This window comes from Streptosporangium minutum (assembly GCF_002149035.1).
GTDB classification, from domain to species: Bacteria; Actinomycetota; Actinomycetes; order Streptosporangiales; family Streptosporangiaceae; genus Streptosporangium; species Streptosporangium minutum.
The window spans coordinates 29,062-46,326 of the sequence record NZ_NGFP01000041.1 but is presented as its reverse complement, the minus strand read 5'-3'; the positions used below and the strand labels follow the sequence as shown (position 1 = coordinate 46,326).

General features: G+C 69.0%; 18 protein-coding genes. 8 read left to right on the top strand and 10 right to left on the bottom strand.

The window, feature by feature from the left end; all coding sequences use genetic code 11:
- On the top strand, window positions 1-229 hold a 229-nt coding region (locus CA984_RS11950; protein ID WP_242675897.1), incomplete at its 5' end, for a PfkB family carbohydrate kinase.
- Between the two features lie 210 nt (window positions 230-439).
- Here CA984_RS11950 and CA984_RS11945 read toward each other — a convergent pair.
- Genes CA984_RS11945 through CA984_RS11935 form a run of 3 tightly spaced genes read right to left on the bottom strand, consistent with a single transcriptional unit; the run spans window position 440 to window position 2,351 of the window.
- A complete protein-coding gene (locus CA984_RS11945) occupies window positions 440-862 on the bottom strand; it encodes a CBS domain-containing protein (RefSeq protein WP_086571260.1) in 423 nt (140 codons plus the stop codon).
- Window positions 863-919: 57 nt separating this feature from the next.
- Window positions 920-1,189, bottom strand: coding sequence for a sulfurtransferase TusA family protein (locus CA984_RS11940; RefSeq protein ID WP_086571258.1), 270 nt, complete (start codon window positions 1,187-1,189; stop codon window positions 920-922).
- Window positions 1,190-1,214: 25 nt separating this feature from the next.
- Window positions 1,215-2,351, bottom strand: coding sequence for a cysteine desulfurase family protein (locus CA984_RS11935; RefSeq protein WP_086571256.1), 1,137 nt, complete (start codon window positions 2,349-2,351; stop codon window positions 1,215-1,217).
- 132 nt (window positions 2,352-2,483) lie between these two features.
- On the opposite strand from CA984_RS11935, the gene ctaC reads away from it, so the two are divergent.
- The 4 genes from ctaC (at window position 2,484) to CA984_RS11915 (ending at window position 6,734) form a co-directional block, all read left to right on the top strand.
- Window positions 2,484-3,317: an aa3-type cytochrome oxidase subunit II gene (gene ctaC, locus CA984_RS11930; RefSeq protein WP_479725530.1), complete on the top strand. Its 834-nt coding sequence runs from the start codon at window positions 2,484-2,486 to the stop codon at window positions 3,315-3,317.
- On the top strand, window positions 3,314-4,978 hold the full coding sequence (gene ctaD, locus CA984_RS11925) for an aa3-type cytochrome oxidase subunit I (protein WP_086571252.1): 1,665 nt from the start codon (window positions 3,314-3,316) through the stop codon (window positions 4,976-4,978). The genes ctaC and ctaD overlap by 4 nt, the downstream gene beginning before the upstream one ends.
- The gene (locus tag CA984_RS11920; RefSeq protein ID WP_086571250.1) at window positions 4,975-5,370 is read left to right on the top strand and encodes a cytochrome c oxidase subunit 4; all 396 of its coding nucleotides are present in this window, start codon (window positions 4,975-4,977) and stop codon (window positions 5,368-5,370) included. Before ctaD ends, CA984_RS11920 begins: the two co-directional genes overlap by 4 nt.
- Window positions 5,371-5,525: 155 nt before the next feature.
- On the top strand, window positions 5,526-6,734 hold the full coding sequence (locus tag CA984_RS11915; protein ID WP_086571248.1) for a L,D-transpeptidase: 1,209 nt from the start codon (window positions 5,526-5,528) through the stop codon (window positions 6,732-6,734).
- A 301-nt stretch (window positions 6,735-7,035) separates the two neighbouring features.
- Here the strand turns inward: CA984_RS11915 and qcrB are convergent, their stop codons facing one another.
- Genes qcrB through ctaE form a run of 4 tightly spaced genes read right to left on the bottom strand, consistent with a single transcriptional unit; the run spans window position 7,036 to window position 11,222 of the window.
- Complete coding sequence (qcrB, locus tag CA984_RS11910) at window positions 7,036-8,673, bottom strand: cytochrome bc1 complex cytochrome b subunit (RefSeq protein WP_086571245.1); 1,638 nt, start codon at window positions 8,671-8,673, stop codon at window positions 7,036-7,038.
- Window positions 8,670-9,779: a cytochrome bc1 complex Rieske iron-sulfur subunit gene (qcrA, locus tag CA984_RS11905; RefSeq protein WP_086571244.1), complete on the bottom strand. Its 1,110-nt coding sequence runs from the start codon at window positions 9,777-9,779 to the stop codon at window positions 8,670-8,672. Before qcrA ends, qcrB begins: the two co-directional genes overlap by 4 nt.
- On the bottom strand, window positions 9,779-10,588 hold the full coding sequence (gene qcrC / locus CA984_RS11900) for a cytochrome bc1 complex diheme cytochrome c subunit (RefSeq protein ID WP_086571242.1): 810 nt from the start codon (window positions 10,586-10,588) through the stop codon (window positions 9,779-9,781). Before qcrC ends, qcrA begins: the two co-directional genes overlap by 1 nt.
- 16 nt (window positions 10,589-10,604) lie before the next feature.
- A complete protein-coding gene (gene ctaE, locus CA984_RS11895) occupies window positions 10,605-11,222 on the bottom strand; it encodes an aa3-type cytochrome oxidase subunit III (protein WP_012889388.1) in 618 nt (205 codons plus the stop codon).
- A 195-nt stretch (window positions 11,223-11,417) separates the two neighbouring features.
- On the opposite strand from ctaE, the gene CA984_RS11890 reads away from it, so the two are divergent.
- From CA984_RS11890 to CA984_RS11880, 3 genes are all read left to right on the top strand, one after another.
- Window positions 11,418-11,816: a response regulator gene (locus CA984_RS11890; RefSeq protein WP_086571270.1), complete on the top strand. Its 399-nt coding sequence runs from the start codon at window positions 11,418-11,420 to the stop codon at window positions 11,814-11,816.
- An 18-nt stretch (window positions 11,817-11,834) separates the two neighbouring features.
- Complete coding sequence (trpD, locus tag CA984_RS11885) at window positions 11,835-12,881, top strand: anthranilate phosphoribosyltransferase (RefSeq protein ID WP_086571241.1); 1,047 nt, start codon at window positions 11,835-11,837, stop codon at window positions 12,879-12,881.
- 84 nt (window positions 12,882-12,965) lie between these two features.
- Window positions 12,966-13,775, top strand: a complete 810-nt coding sequence (locus CA984_RS11880; protein WP_086571239.1) for a sensor histidine kinase — start codon at window positions 12,966-12,968, stop codon at window positions 13,773-13,775.
- 3 nt (window positions 13,776-13,778) lie between these two features.
- On the opposite strand, the gene CA984_RS11875 is transcribed toward CA984_RS11880, so the two are convergent.
- From CA984_RS11875 to CA984_RS11865, 3 genes are all read right to left on the bottom strand, one after another.
- On the bottom strand, window positions 13,779-14,066 hold the full coding sequence (locus tag CA984_RS11875; protein WP_031172931.1) for an Lrp/AsnC family transcriptional regulator: 288 nt from the start codon (window positions 14,064-14,066) through the stop codon (window positions 13,779-13,781).
- A 42-nt stretch (window positions 14,067-14,108) separates the two neighbouring features.
- Window positions 14,109-15,833, bottom strand: coding sequence for a DEDD exonuclease domain-containing protein (locus CA984_RS11870; RefSeq protein WP_086571237.1), 1,725 nt, complete (start codon window positions 15,831-15,833; stop codon window positions 14,109-14,111).
- A gap of 81 nt (window positions 15,834-15,914) precedes the next feature.
- Window positions 15,915-17,063, bottom strand: a complete 1,149-nt coding sequence (locus CA984_RS11865; RefSeq protein WP_242675895.1) for a phosphotransferase family protein — start codon at window positions 17,061-17,063, stop codon at window positions 15,915-15,917.
- Between the last annotated feature and the right edge of the window lie 202 nt (window positions 17,064-17,265).

Below are 17,265 nucleotides of genomic sequence, written 5' to 3'. Positions count from 1 at the left end.
CGGCGTGGGCGACGCCTTCCGGTCCGGCTTCCTGTCCGCCCTGGCCTGGGGCCTGTCCCTGGAGCGGTGCGGCCAGGTCGGCAACCTCACCGCCACCCACGTGCTGGAGCGCGTCGGCGGTCAGGAGTACGAACTGGGCCAGAAGGTCTTCCTGGAGCGCTTCGCCGCCGCCTACGGCGCCGAGGCCGCCGCCGAGGTGGCCCAGCACGTGAAGTGCCACCACGCCTGAGTTCTCACCACGGCGAGCCCGCTGGAGGCCACCGGCCGACCACCGGGCTCGCCGTACACCACGCTCCTCGCCGGACCGCCGCCCGCCGTGACGCCGCCCGCTGTGACGCCGGGCGGGCAGGACGCCTGGCGGTCCGGGTGACGAGGGGGCGGGGAGGCCCGGCGTTCCGCGACCCCACGGCGACGCCGGGGAGCGCGGCGCGCCCGGAGCTCAGGCTTTCGCGTAGACGCGGTGCACGAAGTCGGCGAGCTGGTCGTCCGGGAGATGCTTGGCCAGATCGGCCTCACTGATCATCCCGACGATGCGGTGGTCCTCGATCACCGGAAGCCGCTTGATCTGGTGCTGCTCCATCGTGGCCAGGACGTCCCCCGCGGTGGCGTCGGCGGACACCCAGACCAGACCGGTGGCCATGTCCCCGGCGGTGACCTTCGACGGGTCCTTGCCCGCGGCCACGCACTTCACCACGATGTCGCGGTCGGTGATGATCCCCTTGAGCCGGTCGTCGCTCCCGCAGATCGGCAGCGCGCCGACCCCCAGCTCCCGCATCAGCTGCGCGGCCCGGTCGAGCGTCTCATGCGCCTCGATGCACCGGGCTCCCGAGCTCATCAGGTCCTTGGCAGTCTCCCCGCTCATGCGTTCCCCCCGAAACGTGTGCCGACTTTCGGGGGGTCCTACCCGTTTCCGGATAAATCAGTAGTTACGCCGCACGTGGATGGCCCAGCCGCCGCCGGGGAGCTCGTGGCTGGCCACATGGTGGTGGGACTTCAGCCGGCACCAGGCCGGGATGTCGGTGAACGCCGCGGGGTCGTCGGCGAGGACCGAGACGATCCCGTTGCGCGGGACCTGGTTGATCTGCTCGGCGAGCATGATGATGGGGATCGGGCACTTCTTGCCCAGCGCGTCGATGGTCAGCGCCGGAGGCTGGGTGGACCCCTCCGCGGCGGTCTGCCTGGACGTCATGAAGCCTTCACTCCCCGAATGTCGATCACGTCCTTACGCCCGCGTCCTCGCGGATCCTCCTCACCATGTCCGGCAGGACGGCGAGGAAGCGGTCGACATCCGTGCCGGACGCGCCCTGGGGCAGCGATACCCGGACGTTGCCGTGTGTAAGCACGCCCATGGCCTCCAAAACATGCGATGGACGAAGCGTACTCGCCGTACATGAACTGCCAGACGATATGGCGAATCCCGCCTTGTCCAGTTCTGTCAGCAGTGCTTCACCTTCCACGTAAAGACACGAAAAGGTGACAATATGCGGGGCTCGTGCGACGGGATCGCCGATGACCTCGACATCGGGGACGAGCCGGGGCACCTCCCTCCTGATCCGGTCCACGAGCGACGAGAGCCGGGCCGACTCCTGTGCCGACTCGGCCGCCATGGCGCGCAGCGCGGCGGCCGCCGCGACGATCGCCGGCACGTTCTCGAAGCCGGGGACCCGGCGGCGCTCCCGGTCGTCCTCGGGCAGCGGGGTGCGCCACCGGGTGCCCTTGCGGACCACCAGCACGCCGACCCCGGCGGGGCCGCCCCACTTGTGCGCGCTCGCCGTCAGCACCGACCAGCCGTCCGGCGGCGGCATCCGGCCGGCGGTCTGCGCCGCGTCCACCAGCAGCGGCACGCCGGCCTCGGCGCACAGGGCCGCGGCCTCGGCGACCGGCTGGACCGTGCCGACCTCGTGGTTGGCGCTCTGCAGGCAGGCCAGGGCCGTACCGCCGGCGAGGACCGCCTCGCCGAACGCGGCCAGGTCCACCACGCCGGTACGGCCGACGCCGATCGTCTCGACCGAACCGCCGTCGCGTTCGTGGATCCCGGCGGCGTGCAGCACGCTGGAGTGCTCCACCGCCGAGGTCACCAGGCGGCGCCCGGCGCGCCGCCGCCCGTGCAGGGTGCCGAGCACGCCCAGATGCACGGCCTGGGTCCCGGAGGCGGTGAACGAGACCTCGTCGGGCCGGGCGCCGAGCGCCTCGGCGATTTCCGTCCGCGCCTGTTCCAGTAACATCCTTGCGCGGCGGGCTGGACCGTACAGTCTCGCCGGGTCGGCCCAGCCGACGTCGAGCGCCGCGATCAGCGCCTCGCGTGCCTGAGGGTGCAGCGGCTCGGTGGAGGCCGCGTCGAAGTACGCCACGCCTCAATCGTCGCACCAAGTGCGGCGCATTTGGGGGCTGCGCGGGGGGGCGGGGGTGGTCCGCGCTAGTGTGTCCCCCAGCGTAAAGCTGTGAACTACAAGTTGTGAACATGAATAAACGACCGCCCAGGAGTGACTCCTGGGCTTCATCTGTGGGGTAGGCGATCCGTGAGTCCGACCCGCCGTTCTGCACGGCGTCCGTTGGCCCGCCGCCGGGTGCCACGCGCTGCCGCTCTGGCGCTGCTGTTGGTGTCCGCGACGGCCTGTAGTGCCGATGAGTGGTCCCGGGGCGGCTTGCCCGGCGGCATCACCAAGCAGGCCGAGACCGTTCAGAATCTGTGGAACGGATCCTGGATCGCCGCTCTCGCCACCGGTGTGGTCGTGTGGGGCCTGATCCTGTGGTCCGTTGCCTTCCACCGCAAGAAGAAGAACTCGAAGGATGAGCTGCCGCCTCAGGTGCGCTACAACCTCCCCATCGAGATCCTCTACACGGTGGTGCCGATCATCATGGTCGGCGTCTTCTTCTACTTCACCGCGCGTGACCAGAACTACGTCAACGCGATGACCGGCCAGGCGCCCGTGAAGGTCAAGGTCGAGGGATTCCAGTGGAGCTGGCGCTTCACGACGGAGTACAACGGCAAGAAGGTCGAAGTCGTCGGCAAGCCCGTCAGCGACTACACCCAGGGGCCGCAGCTGATGCTCCCGGTGAACCAGAAGGTCGAGTTCGACCTCGTCTCCCCGGACGTCATCCACTCCTTCTGGGTGCCGGCCTTCCACTTCAAGCGCGACGTGATCCCGGGTGTCGACAACAAGTTCGAGGTCGACACGCTGGACAAGCCCGCCGTCTACGCCGGCCGGTGCGCCGAGCTCTGCGGTACGGACCACAGCCGGATGCTCTTCAACGTGAAGCTCGTCCCGCAGGCCGAGTTCGACCAGTACATCGCTAGCCAGGCGGGTGCCCAGTGACCGCACTTAACGAACCCATCGCTCTCGCGCCGGTGGGGGCCCGCAAGGGCTCCGTCATCGCGAAGTGGATGTCGTCCACCGATCACAAGATCATCGGACATCTCTACCTGATCACCTCGTTCGTGTTCTTCCTGATCGGCGGCGTCATGGCGCTGATCATGCGAGCGGAGCTGGCGCAACCGGGCCTGCAGATCACCAGTACCGAGCAGTTCAACCAGCTGTTCACCATGCACGGCACGGTCATGCTGCTCATGTTCGCGACGCCGCTGTTCGCCGGCTTCGCCAACGAGCTCATGCCGCTGCAGATCGGCGCGCCCGACGTGGCGTTCCCGCGTCTGAACATGGTCAGCTACTGGCTGTTCACCTTCGGCAGCACCATCGCCCTGTCGGGTTTCCTTACCCCGGGCGGCGCGGCCAGCTTCGGCTGGTTCGCCTACACCCCGCTGTCGAACGCGATCAGCTCGCCGGGCATCGGCGGTGACCTGTGGATCGTCGGCCTGACCATCAGCGGTCTGGGCACGATCCTCGGCTCGGTGAACTTCATCACCACGATCGTCTGCATGCGCGCACCCGGCATGACCATGTTCCGGATGCCGATGTTCACCTGGAACATCCTGCTCACCTCGATCCTGGTGCTGATGGCCTTCCCGGTGCTCGCCGCGGCCCTGCTGGCCCTGGAGGCCGACCGCAAGCTCGGCACCCAGATCTTCGCGTCGGAGACCGGTGGCGCGCTGCTCTGGCAGCACCTGTTCTGGTTCTTCGGCCATCCCGAGGTCTACATCATCGCGCTGCCGTTCTTCGGCATCGTGACCGAGATCCTCCCGGTCTTCAGCCGCAAGCCGCTGTTCGGCTACATCGGCCTGGTCGGCGCGACCATCGCCATCGCCGGTCTGTCGATCACCGTGTGGGCGCACCACATGTTCCCGACCGGCCAGGTGCTGCTGCCGTTCTTCTCGTTCATGACGTTCCTCATCGCGGTACCGACCGGGGTGAAGTTCTTCAACTGGATCGGCACGATGTGGCGAGGGCATCTGTCCTTCGAGTCGCCGATGCTGTTCTCGATCGGCTTCCTGGTCACCTTCCTGTTCGGCGGTCTGACCGGAGTCATCCTGGCCTCGCCGCCGCTGGACTTCCAGGTGTCCGACTCCTACTTCGTCGTGGCCCACTTCCACTACGTCGTCTTCGGCACGGTGGTGTTCGCGATGTTCGCGGGCTTCTACTTCTGGTGGCCCAAGTTCACCGGCAAGATGCTCAACGACACCCTGGGCAAGGTGCACTTCTGGACGCTGTTCATCGGCTTCCACGCCACCTTCCTGGTCCAGCACTGGCTGGGCGCGCAGGGCTTCCCGCGCCGCTACGCCGACTACAGCCCGATCGACGGCTTCACCGACCTGAACATGGTCTCCTCGATCGGAGCCTTCCTGCTCGGCGCCTCCACGCTGCCGTTCCTCTACAACGTGTGGAAGACCCACAAGACCGCGCCGAAGGTCACCGTGGACGACCCGTGGGGCTTCGGCAACTCGCTGGAGTGGGCGACATCCTGCCCGCCGCCGCGGCACAACTTCACCTCGCTGCCGCGCATCCGGTCCGAGCGCCCGGCGTTCGACCTCAGACACCCCTACGCCTCGGTCCCGCGTGAGCAGCTGGAGGAGAACCGATGAAGGTCCAGGGTTGGTTGTTCATCCTCTGCGGGATCTTCTTCGCCGCGGTGGACGTCGTCTACTGGTTCTGGTCCAGGGAGCCGGTCGGCACGACGGCGATGGCCATCTCGGTGGGCTTCGCCTTCATGATCGGCTACTACCTGATGTACACCGCTCGCCGCATCGGCGAGCAGCCGGAGGACAACAAGCAGGGTGAGATCAGCGACGGCGCCGGAGAGCTCGGCTTCTTCAGCCCGCACAGCTGGTGGCCGCTGTTCGTCTGCCTGGCCGTCTCGCTCACCGCGGTCGGCCTGGTCATCGGCTGGTGGCTTTTCCTCATCGGCGTCTTCGCGGTCATCATGAGCATGATCGGATTCGTCTTCGAGTACTACCGGGGTAACTTCTCGCACTGATCCCGGCACGTCTCCGCCAGAAGCGGACCACGGAAAATTTCCGTGGTCCGCTTTTTGGCGTTTGTTGGGAGGTTAGGAGTGATGTCTTACGTGGTGCTCCGCTTACTCCGGGTAATAACAGAATCAGTAGATGAGTCCGGGACGGGGGAGTTCACGTGGGGCAGGCGATCCGTGGTTCGAGCCAGGGGGCCGGGCTGCTGGCCTTGGTGCTGGCGACCTCATGTGCGGCCGGCAACAGCGCCGGAGTGCAGGGCACGCCGAGCCCCATGAGCTACGCCGACGCGGCCGTCAGCGTGGTCCCCGTCGACAGGGCCGGCAAGGTGCCGACGGGTACGACCGTCCTGGTGGCGGCCCAGGGCGGGGTTCTGAAGAAGGTCACCGTCAAGGGCGGCAGCGGTTCCCTGGCGGGCGTGCTGAGCGCCGACGGCACCCAGTGGCGCAGCCGGGGCACGGCGACCCCGGGGACCTCCTACCGGGTCAGCGCCACGGCGGTGAACCCGGCGGGCAAGGTCACCGAGACGACCACCTCCTTCTCCACCGTCAAGGCGGACAAGACCTTCGCGATCGAGACCTTCGCCCCCAACAGGGACATGACGGGCCTCACCGTCGGTGTCGGCATGCCGGTCATGATCACTTTCGACCAGCCCATCTCCGACCGCGTCGCGGTGGAGCGGAACCTGATGGTCCACGCCTCCAGGCCGGTCTTCGGGGCATGGCACTGGTTCGACGACAAGACGGTGCACTTCCGCCCCCGGGAGTTCTGGCCGGCGCACACCAAGGTCCGGGTCGAGGCCCGCCTGGCGGGCGTGCGCGGCGGCGCCGGCCTGTACGGCAAGCGGAACCAGAGCATCGACTTCAAGATCGGCCGCTCCCAGATCACCAGGGGGAGCACCGGCACCCACCACCTGACCGTCAGGCGCGACGGCAGGAAGATCCGCGAGATGCCCATGAGCGCGGGCCAGGGCGGCGCCTGGAAGTACTACACGACCAGCGGCATCCACCTGGCCATGTCCCGCGAGCCCGTCACCGTCATGACCTCGCCCGGCATCGGGCCCGGGTCGCCGGGCTACTACCAGATGACCGTCTACAACACCGTCCGGATCTCCAACAGCGGCGAGTACATCCACAGCGCCCCATGGTCGGTGGGCTCGCAGGGCAACTCCAACGTGAGCCACGGCTGCGTCAACGTCAGCCCGGAGAACGCCAAGTGGTTCATCGACAACACCCTGATCGGCGACCCGATCATCATCACCGGATCGCCCCGGGTGCTGGAGCCGACCAACGGCTGGGGTCACTGGCAGGAGAACTGGAAGCAGTGGCTCAAGTGGAGCAGCGTCAAGCACTTCACCACCGAGTCCCGCTGACGGCGCCCCAGGCGCACCACAGGGCCCCGCCGACCCCGGTCGCGCCCCTTGCCGCCGGAACGGCGTGCGGATGCCTCCACAGAGCCCTGAGGGGCGCGTACGGGCCCCGGGGTCGGCGCCCGGTGGTCTTCGCGGTGCTCCAGGGATGCGTAACGGCTCCCGAGGCCGGCGTCCGAAGATCTCCACAGAGCCCTGAGGGGCGCGTACGGGTCCCCGGGTGCCGTACGGCCGGTGGGAGTGGTCCGGAGAGACGACAGGGCCCGGACACCGAGGTGTCCGGGCCCTGCCTGTGGCGGAGCGGTCAGTGCCGGGTGAGGGACTTGTCGTCCTCGCCCGAGCCGACGGCCGCGTGCTCCTCGTGAGGGTGCTCGCCGTCGAGCGGGATCTTCTCCCCGCCGTAGGCCTTGCTCAGCTTGGCGCGGAGCTTGCCGAGCGGGCCACGCATCCCCTTGGGCGGGATGCCGTCGCCGTCGGCGGAGGTGCCGGTGATCACCGGGATCGCCGTCTTGCCGCGCATGTGCGCCTCGATGGCCTCGTTCGGCGGAACGTGGACCTCGATGTACTCACCCGAGGGCAGGCGCTTGATGACGCCGGACTCCACGCCGTGCCCGATGACCGCGGCGTCGCTGCGCTGCAGGCCCAGGCACATCCGGTAGGTGACGAAGTAGGCGACCGCGGGACCGACGAAGATCAGCACCCGGCCGACGTAGGTCGTCCAGTTCAGCGAGACGTGGAAGAACGCCGCGATCTCGTCGTTGGCGCCCAGCAGCCACAGGATGCCGTAGAAGGTGACCGCGGAGATGCCGATCGAGGTGCGGTGCGGGTTGTTGCGGGGACGCTCGGCGATGTGGTGCTCGCTGCGGTCCCCGGTGACCCACTGCTCGATGAACGGATACAGGGCCAGACCCGTCATGACGATGCCCATCGGGACCAGCGCGGGGATCAGCACGCTCAGCGGCAGCGTGAAGCCCAGGACGTTGATCTCCCAGGCGGGCATCAGGCGGAGCGAGCCCTCCAGGAATCCCATGTAGAAGTCGGGCTGCGAACCCGCCGAGATGTCGGCCGGGGTGTAGGGACCGAACAGCCAGATCGGGTTGATCTGGGCGAAGGTGCCCAGCAGCGCGATCGCACCGAACGTGAACATGAAGTACGCGCCGGCCTTGGCCATGAAGGCCGGGTAGAACGGAGCGCCCACCACGTTGTTGTTCGTGCGGCCCTTGCCCGGCATCTGCGTGTGCTTCTGCACCCACATCAGGATCATGTGGGCGGTGATCAGCGCCAGCAGGATGCCCGGGATGAGCAGGATGTGCAGCGAGTAGAACCGGGAGACCACGTCCTCGCCGGGGTATTCGCCGCCGAAGAGGAAGAAGGTGATCCAGGTGCCGACCAGCGGCAGGGAGATCGCCACGCCCTCGGTGATCCGCAGACCGGCGCCGGAGAGCAGGTCGTCGGGGAGGGAGTAGCCGGTCAGACCCTCAAGCAGGGCGAGCGTCAGCAGGCCGACGCCGATCAGCCAGTTGAGCTCACGCGGCTTGCGGTACGCACCGGTGAAGAACACTCGGAGCGCGTGCACCATCATGCCGGCGACGAACAGCAGGGCGGCCCAGTGGTGCATCTGCCGCATCAGCAGACCACCGCGGACGTCGAAGCTGATGTGCAGAGCCGAGGCGTACGCCTCGGACATCATGACGCCCTTGAGCGGCTCGTAGGAGCCGTCGTAGATGACATGACCCATGGTGGGCTTGAAGAAGAACGTCAGGAACGTGCCGGTCAGCAGCAGGACGATGAACGAGTAGAGCGCGATCTCGCCCAGCAGGAACGACCAGTGGTCGGGGAAGACCTTCCGCAGGTTGCGCTTGAGGAAGTTCCCCGCGCCGATGCGGTCGTCGATGAAACTGCTTGTGCTCGCTATGGGCTTCGGAACGCTTCCGGCGCTCATGCGTGGCCTCCGTTCTCACGGACCTCGGCCTCGGCGTCGCCGCGCTCCCAGAAGCTGGGACCGGGAGGAACGGCGAAGTCCGCCGTGGCGACGAGGTAACCCTCATTGTCCACGGCGATGGGCAGCTGGGGCAGAGGCCGGGCGGCCGGACCGAAGATGACCTTGGCGCCGTCGGCGGCGTCGAAGGTCGACTGGTGGCACGGGCACAGGATGTGGTGCGTGGTCTGCTCGTACAGGGCCGCGGGGCAGCCGACGTGCGTGCAGATCTTCGAGTACGCCACGATGCCGTCGTGCGTCCAGTTCAGGTTCGTTCCGGACTTGATCTCTTCCGGCCGGAATTTGATCAGGATCAGCGTGGCCTTGGCCAGCGCGTTCAGGTCGTGCTCGTAACCCTCGGGCACCACCGACAGGATGCCGCCCGGGGAGTTGAAGTCCGCCGCGCGGATCGGCGCGCCGGTCCCCTCGACGACGAGCTTGCGGTGCTTGCCGTCCTTGGTCTTCTCGCCCCAGACGGTGTGCCGCAGCTTCTTCGGGAAGTCGGCGTAGGAGGGGCCGAGGTCGCGCAGCAGGACCAGCGGGGCCAGGCCCAGCGGGGCCGCGGCCAGCAGCAGCGTACGGCGGAGCAGCGGCCTCTTGGTGATGCCGCTCTCGGCCGCGCCCTGCAGGAAGGTCTCGGCGACGTACTCCCGGGCCTGACCGTCGGAGGCCATCGGGTGGCGCTCCTGGACCAGGTTGTACTTCGGCATGATCATGCGGACCCAGACCACGATGCCCGCGGCCAGCGCGAGCAGCGCCACCGTGAGCGCGCCGCCCAGGGCCAGGTTGGAGACCTTGGTCTTCTCGATGTCGCCGACCTGGAACGCCACATAGGACACGATGAAGCCGATGCCCGCGATCAGGGCGATGGTGAAGCACAGGGCGGCGAACTTCTCGCCCTTCTTCGCCGTCGCCTCGTTCTGCGGGGTCACGCCGGGGACGTCGAGGTCCCCGGCGTGCTGCTCCCCGGTTCCGAGCAGGGCGGTGTCCGCGGCGGGCGAGGGGGTGCCGATGACGCGCTTGGGCACGCGTCCGTCGGGTTGCTCGATGTCGTGATTGCTGTCAGTCATTAGTGGGCCTGTCGCTTCTTCGCGGTGATCCAGATGGCGGCCAGGACGAGCAGGCTGATGCCCGCGATCCAGGCCACCAGGCCCTCGGTTACCGGGCCGATGCGGCCGAGACCTGCGCCGCCGGGGTTGGGCTCCTCACGCACGCCCACGATGTAGGCGATCATGTCCCGCTTCTGCTCGGGAGTGATGATGCTGTCGTTGAACACCGGCATGGCCTGCGGGCCAGTGATCATGGCCTCGTAGATCTGCGTCGGGGTGGCCTCGTGCAGCGGCGGGGCGTACTTGCCCTGGGTCAGGGCGCCGCCCGCGCCGACGAAGTTGTGGCACTGGATGCAGTTCGCGCGGAACAGCTCGCCACCCTTCGCCTTGTCGCCCTTGGCGGGGTCGACCTGCTCCTGCGTGGGGACGGTCGGGCCGCCGCCGAGAGACTGGATGTAGGCCGAGAGCTGCTTGATGGTCTCGTCGTTGACCCACGGAGCCGTGGGCTTGCGCGGTGCCTGGGCGCCGGGGTTGGCCAGGGGCATACGGCCGCTGCTGACCTGGAAGTCCACGGCGGCCGCGCCGACGCCGACGAGCGACGGACCCTGTGCGGTGCCTTCGGCGTTGAGGCCGTGGCAGCTCGCGCAGCTCTGCTCGAAGAGTTTCTTGCCCTGCGCCACGTCGTCGGCCCTGCCGGCCGCGATGGCCGCGTCGGCCCGCTCGCCCGGCGGGGCCACGAGGGTGTAGAACCCTCCGACCAGCCCGAGGGCCAGAAGCAGGACGGCGTATCTCGCGAGGGGATGCCGCCGCCTAGCGGTGATCCTGTTCACTGAGATCCCCGATTCCTTAATGAATGCCGTAGATGGTCACGAAAAGGCCAATCCAGACCACGTCGACGAAGTGCCAGTAGTAGGACACGACGATCGCGCTGGTCGCCTGCTCACGGGTAAAGCGCTTCGCGGCGTACGTGCGTCCCAGCATGAACAGGAACGCGATCAGTCCACCGGTCACGTGGAGGCCGTGGAAGCCCGTGGTCAGGTAGAACACCGAGTCGTACGCGGAGTGCGACAGGGTGTGCCCCTCGTGGACCAGCTGGCTGTACTCGTACAGCTGGCCGCCGACGAACACGGCGCCCATCAGGAAGCTGACGATGTACCAGAAGCGCAGCTTGGCGACCTGGCCCTTCTCGGCCGCCCACACGCCCAGCTGGCAGGTCACGCTCGACAGGACCAGGATGATCGTGTTGGCCAGCGAGAACGGAACGTTCAGGTGGGCCTCGGGCCAGGGCAGACCCTGGCCGAGGCTCACCGACCGGATGGTGAAGTACATCGCGAACAGCGCCGCGAAGAACATGAGCTCAGAGGACAGCCAGACGATCGTCCCGACGCTGACCAGATCTGGCCTGCGGGACGAGTGTGCTGTCGTCGTCGTTGAGATTGCGGATGCTGTCGCCACGGGCAGCATTATTGCGGCTCCCCGGCTCGGGTCGCCGCACGACCCCCCAATAGGGGGCTCAAACGTCCATTCAAAGTGGACGTACGGGGCATTTCGCTCGCCGATGCCTCCGGCCTGGGTCCGCGGGCCGGGTGACCGGTAGCATCCCAGGTGACCATACATCGACAAGGGATAGTGAGTGCGACCGTGAGCGCCGACGACAAAATGAGGGTCCTCGTCTACAGCGACGACGCGAGCACCCGCGAGAAGGTGCGTCAGGCGATCGGCCGGCGTCCCGCCGCCGACGTGCCCCTCGTGGAGATCGTGGAGTGCGCCACCCACGCCAAGGTCGTCCAGCACCTCGACTCGGACGAGATCGACGTCGCCGTGCTCGACGCCGAGGCGCAGCCGGCCGGTGGCATGGGCGTGGCGCGGCAGGCCAAGGACGAGGTCTACGACTGCCCGCCGATCTGCCTGCTGATCGCCCGCCGCGACGACCGCTGGCTGGCCGAATGGTCCCGAGCCGAGGCCGTCGTGCCGCAGCCGATCGACCCGGTGGTCCTGGCCGACACCGTCGCCGACCTGATGCGCCGCCGCCTCTCCACCCGCCTGACCGCCCGGTAGAACCTTCTGGAGACCCCCATGGACGCGCGCACCACCTGGCCCGCGCTGCTGACGGCCCTGCTCGCCGGTGAGCACCTCACGGCGGACGAGACCGCCTGGGCGATGAACGAGATCATGTCCGGTTCGGCCACGCCCGCACAGATCGCCGGCTTCGCCGTGGCCCTGCGGGCGAAGGGGGAGACGGTCGCGGAGGTGACCGGGCTGGCGCGCACGATGCTGGAGCGGGCCACCCCGCTGTCGGTGGAGGGTCCCATCGTCGACGTCGTCGGCACCGGCGGCGACCGCGCGCACACGGTCAACGTCTCGACCATGGCCGCGATCGTGGCCGCCGCCGCGGGCGCGCGGGTGGTCAAGCACGGCAACCGCTCCGCGTCCTCCTCCTGCGGTGCCGCCGACGTGCTGGAGCACCTGGGGGTCGTGCTCGACCTGCCCCCGTCCGGCACCGCCAAGGTCGCGCTGGAGGCGGGCATCGCCTTCTGCTTCGCGCCGCTCTACCACCCGGCCCTGCGCTTCGCCGGCCCGTCGCGCAAGGAGCTCGGGATCCCGACGGTCTTCAACTTCCTGGGCCCGCTGACCAACCCGGCCAGGCCCGAGGCCCAGGCCATCGGCATCTTCGACCCGGGCATGCTCCCCGTGGTCGCGGGCGTGTTCGCCGAGCGCGGGGTGTCGGCGCTGGTCTTCCGGGGCGACGACGGGCTGGACGAGCTCACCACCGCGACCACCTCCACGGTCTGGGTGGTGCGCGAGGGCAACGCCACCCGGGCCGTCTTCGACCCGGCCGTGCTGGACATCCCCAGGGCCGCTCCCGACGCGCTGCGCGGCGGGGACGTGGTGTACAACGCCCAGGCCGTGCGCGACCTGGTCGGCGGCAAGACCGGCCCGGTCCGTGACGCGGTGCTGCTCAACGCCGCCGCCGCGCTGGTCGCCCTCGAAGGCAAGGGCGACGACCTCGACGCCGCCATGTCCGTCGGCTACGGCCGGGCCGTCCAGGCCCTCGACTCCGGTGCCGCCGCGGCCACCCTCGACCGCTGGATCGAGACCAGCCAGGCGCTGAAGCCGCGCTGACCTCGGATCATCCCCTCACGGGCGGACGGAAGATCCACCCGTGAGGGGATGCAGCCTCTCCGAGGGCGGTCCTAGATTGCGTTCATGTGGTGCGTTGACCCCCCGGCCGAGCAGATACTGCCTGTCCTGGTGCTTCTGGTGGTGTTCGGCCTGTCCCTGGTCATCGCGGGACTCGTCCGTGAACGCCGGCTCCTGCTCCTGAGGCTCCGCCGCGAGCAGGACAAGCTCGCCGACCAGCAGGACGCGCTGGCACATGCCGCCGTCACCGAGGAACGCACCCGCATCGCCCACGAACTGCACGACGTCGTCGCCCACGGGATCAGCATGATGACGCTCGGCGTCGGCGCCGGTCGCATGATCATGGAGAAGGATCCCGGACGGGCCCGGGAGACCCTGCGGCTGGCCGAGGAGTCGGGCCGCCAGGCGCTTCTGGAGCTCCAGCGCATACTGTGCCTGCTGAGGACCGAGGGGTCCCCGGGGAGCAGGACACCCCAACCCAAGCTGTCGGATCTCTCCGACCTGCTGAGCCAGGTCCGCACCGCGGGCCTGACGGTGGACGTGATCGAGGACGGCAGGCCCGTCGAGATCGGTCTCGCCCTGGAACTGTCGGCCTACCGGATCGTCCAGGAGGCGCTCAGCAACACCCTCAGGCGCGCCCGGGCGCACTCGGCCCACGTCACCCTGCGCTGGCGGCCGGGCTTCCTGGACGTACTGGTCCGCGACGACGGCCAGGTCACCACCACGGCGACCACCGGCCTGCTCGGCATGCGCGAGCGCGCCACGCTCTTCGGCGGGACCCTCGAAGCCGAGGCGCTCCCCGAGGGGGGATTCGAGGTGCGGGCCCGGCTGCCCACGGCGGGCGAGATCCGTTCGGCCCCTCGCCCGCCCGCGTGAGCGTCAGTCGGACTCGCCGAGACCGATCGAGAAGGCGGCGTCGAGATCGTGCCTGGAGTAGGTGCGGAAGGCGATGTGCGTCTCGGTGCGCAGCACCCCGTCCACCTTGTTGATCCGGCCGGGGATGACCTCGGCGATCTCCTCGTAGGCGGAGACCCGGACCATGGCCATCAGGTCGTACTCCCCGGTGATGGAGTACACCTCGCTCACCCCGTCGATCTCGGCGATCGTCTGGGCGACCTCGGGGATCCGGTCCACCTCGGCGTTGATGTGCACGATCGCGGTGACCACGAGCTTCCTCCTCGTTGAGTACGGCTTGCAGCTCCGAAGTTATCAGCGCATCGGGCGCCCCTCACGCCGCCGGTGCGGCTCGGAGGCAGGATAGGCGCGGTCGAGGCGGGCCCTGAGCCGTCCCGCGCCGCCGGCGGGCAGACTCCAGGCGCCCTCCACCTGCACCAACCGCACCCCGGGGGACTCCAGCCAGCGCAGGATGCACTCGGTCTCCTCGGCACTGGCCGCGGGGACGGGGCCCGGTCCCGGCACGACGGTCTCGGCGGTGGCCACCAGCGCGTCCACGAACGGGGTGGGATGCGCGCCCCTGGGCATCACCCCGGCCGAGGCCAGCCTGCCGTACCGGACGACGTGGATCTGCCAGCCGCCGCCCGCCGCGGGGGAGGCGGCGACCATCTGGGGGATCGAGGTCAGCGCGCTCAGCCGCTGCATGCGCGCGGAGGCACGGACGTAGGAGACGAGCCTGTCGCGGTCGGCCGCCGCCTCCTCGTAGCGCTGTTCGAGGGCCAGGCGTTCCATGCGCGCCTGGACGGCGGAGAAGACGGGGGTGACGTCCAGCTCCATCGCCTGGCGTGCGGCCGCGGCGTGCAGGCCGTACTCCTCGGCGCTCTGGCGGCCCTCGCACGGCGCCCCGCACCTGCCGAGCCCGGCGAGGGCGCAGGCGGAGCGCCTGGTGCGGGAGGTGATCTTCTCGGTGCACTGCCGGAGCGGGACCGCCTCGTGCAGCGCGGTGCGGGCGTCCTCGGCCGCGCGGGTGCTGGTGAACGGGCCCAGATAGCCGGCGCCGTCGTCCTTGACCTCACGGACGATCGACAGACGGGGGAACGGCTCGTCGGTGAGCTTGAGCCAGATCATCTTCTCCGGGAAGCGCGACCTGCGGTTGTAGCGCGGTTTGGCGGAGCCGATCAGCCTGAGCTCCCTGACCTCGGCCTCCAGCGCGGTCGCGCAGGCGATCGGCCGGACCCGCTCGACGATGCCGATCATCTCGCGGATCCGGGGCCGGGTCTCGCCCGCGGTGAAGTAACTGCGCACGCGGTTGCGGAGGTTGGTGCTCTTGCCGACGTAGAGCGGGTCGCCCCGCTCGTCCTCGAAGACGTAGACGCCGGGGCCGGTCGGCACCCCGTCGGCCAGGTGCCGCTTGCGGCGCTGCTCCGGGGTGGGCGCGCGGACGAAGCCCCTGAGCTCCTCCAGGGTGTGCACCCCGAACGAGCCAGCCCGCTCCAGCAGGGCGTGGAGCACGTCCACGGTGGCCTGGGCGTCGGCGAGCGCGCGGTGGCGGGGCTCGGTCTTGCTGAAGATCCGGGCCAGCGTGGACAGCTTGCAGTTGGGCGCCTCGTCGCGGGTCAGCAGCTTGCGCGCCAGGACGACGGTGTCGACCACCGGATGGGTGGGCGGGGGGTAGCCGTGAGCGGCGCAGGCCGCCTTGATGAAGCCCAGGTCGAATCCCGCGTTGTGCGCCACGAGGGTGGTGCCCTCGGCGAACTCCAGGAACGAGGGCAGCACTGATTCGATCTTCGGTGCCGCCGCGACCATGGTGTCGGTGATGCCGGTCAGAACCGAGATGAACGGCGGGATCGGCGACCCGGGGTCGACGAGGGTGCCGAACTCGCCCAGCACCTCACCGCCCCGGACCTTGACCGCGCCGATCTCCGTGATCGCGTGCTCGCCCGCCGAAACCCCGGTGGTCTCCAGGTCGAACACGACGAACGTGATCTGGCTGAGCGGTGTGCCCAATTCGTCCAGCGTTCCCTGCACGACGTAATCCACGGTTCAAGACGATAGGAGCCTCGACCGACATTTAAAGCTCCGGCCCCGGCCCGGTGTCGGCCGCCGGGGACCGGAACGGGGTCAGCAGCCGTGGCTCCCGTCCAGCATCCGCTCGATCGCGGCCCGGTGCATGACCAGGTCGTCGGGGTCGTCGGGCATGGGCTGCTCGCCGAAGTGGATGCGCCGGTGCCAGACGCGGGCCATGATGACGCCGTGCCGGAGCGCAGCGTACATCTCGTAGAACTCCATGTCGCGAGGGCTGTAGCCGGTGATTTCCTGGTATGTCCGGCAGACGTCCTCGCGCCGCATGAAATCCGGCAGGCCGGGCAGCCCGAAGAGCTGGGCGACCTCCTGGAAGAACTGGTGCAGGAAGATCATCCAGGCGATGTCCAGCTCGCGGGGGGCGACGGTGGCCATCTCCCAGTCCAGCACCGCCACCGGGGTGAAGTCCCGGTACATCACGTTTCCGATGCGCGCGTCGCCCCAGCTCAGCACGGCGGGTCCGGGAGCGGCGGGCCAGTGCTCCTCCAGCCAGGCGAACGCCCGCTCCAGCACCGGGATCCGCATCGAGCCGTGCGCCCACTCGTAGTAGGCCCGCTGGTCGTCGACGTGCCTGCGCAGGGCGGCGGACCCGCCGGACCCGCCGGGCTCCACTGCTTCAAGCTCCTCGGCGGTGAACGGGGTGTCGTGCAGTCTGGCCAGGATCTCGACGCTCTGCCGTTGCAGCCGGTCCCTGTCGGCCCGGGAGGCGTCGAGCAGCCAGCCCTCGAAGGTGTAGGGCATCACGTCCGGCGGCACGTCGCCGGCGAGCCGTTCCATCACGAAGAACGGCGTGCCCAGCGGCCCGGGATCGGGTTCGAACCAGAGGGTGCGCGGGGCGGGCACCCCGGCGCGCTCCCTGACCATCCGCATGACCTCGAACTGCTTGCCGAGGTCGTAGGCGGGGAAGACCGGAACCGCCTCGCTCGCCGGGGCCATCCGGGCGGCGCATCCGACCTCCCGCCTGCCTTCGGGGGAGTCCCAGGAGGCGTCGAAGAGCAGGGTCTCGCTGGACATGCCGTTGCCCGAGGGCTGCGACAGCCGCGACACCGTCACGGGGCGGCCCAGGCGGCCGGTGAGCCAGGAGCGCACCCGCTCGCGCAGCTCGCCGAGGTCGCGGGTGGAGGTGCGCATCTGTCCGGTCTGGCCGTCCTGCTCGTCCATCGCGCCCTCCGGGGTGGCGTGCGTCACACGTCGATGGGCACAGTCGTATACCTGCGATCAAGGGCTTGTCCATCTAAAGTTCACCTGCCCGCCGGGCCGGAGCCGGATTTGCGGTCATGTCCGGGTCAGGGTGCGGTAGCCGTACCCTTGACGTGAAGACCAATCCGAGTAGGGGCCGTGATGAGTTCAGCCGGAGAGGGCCTGTCTCGTCCGTTACCCGAGCAGGTTC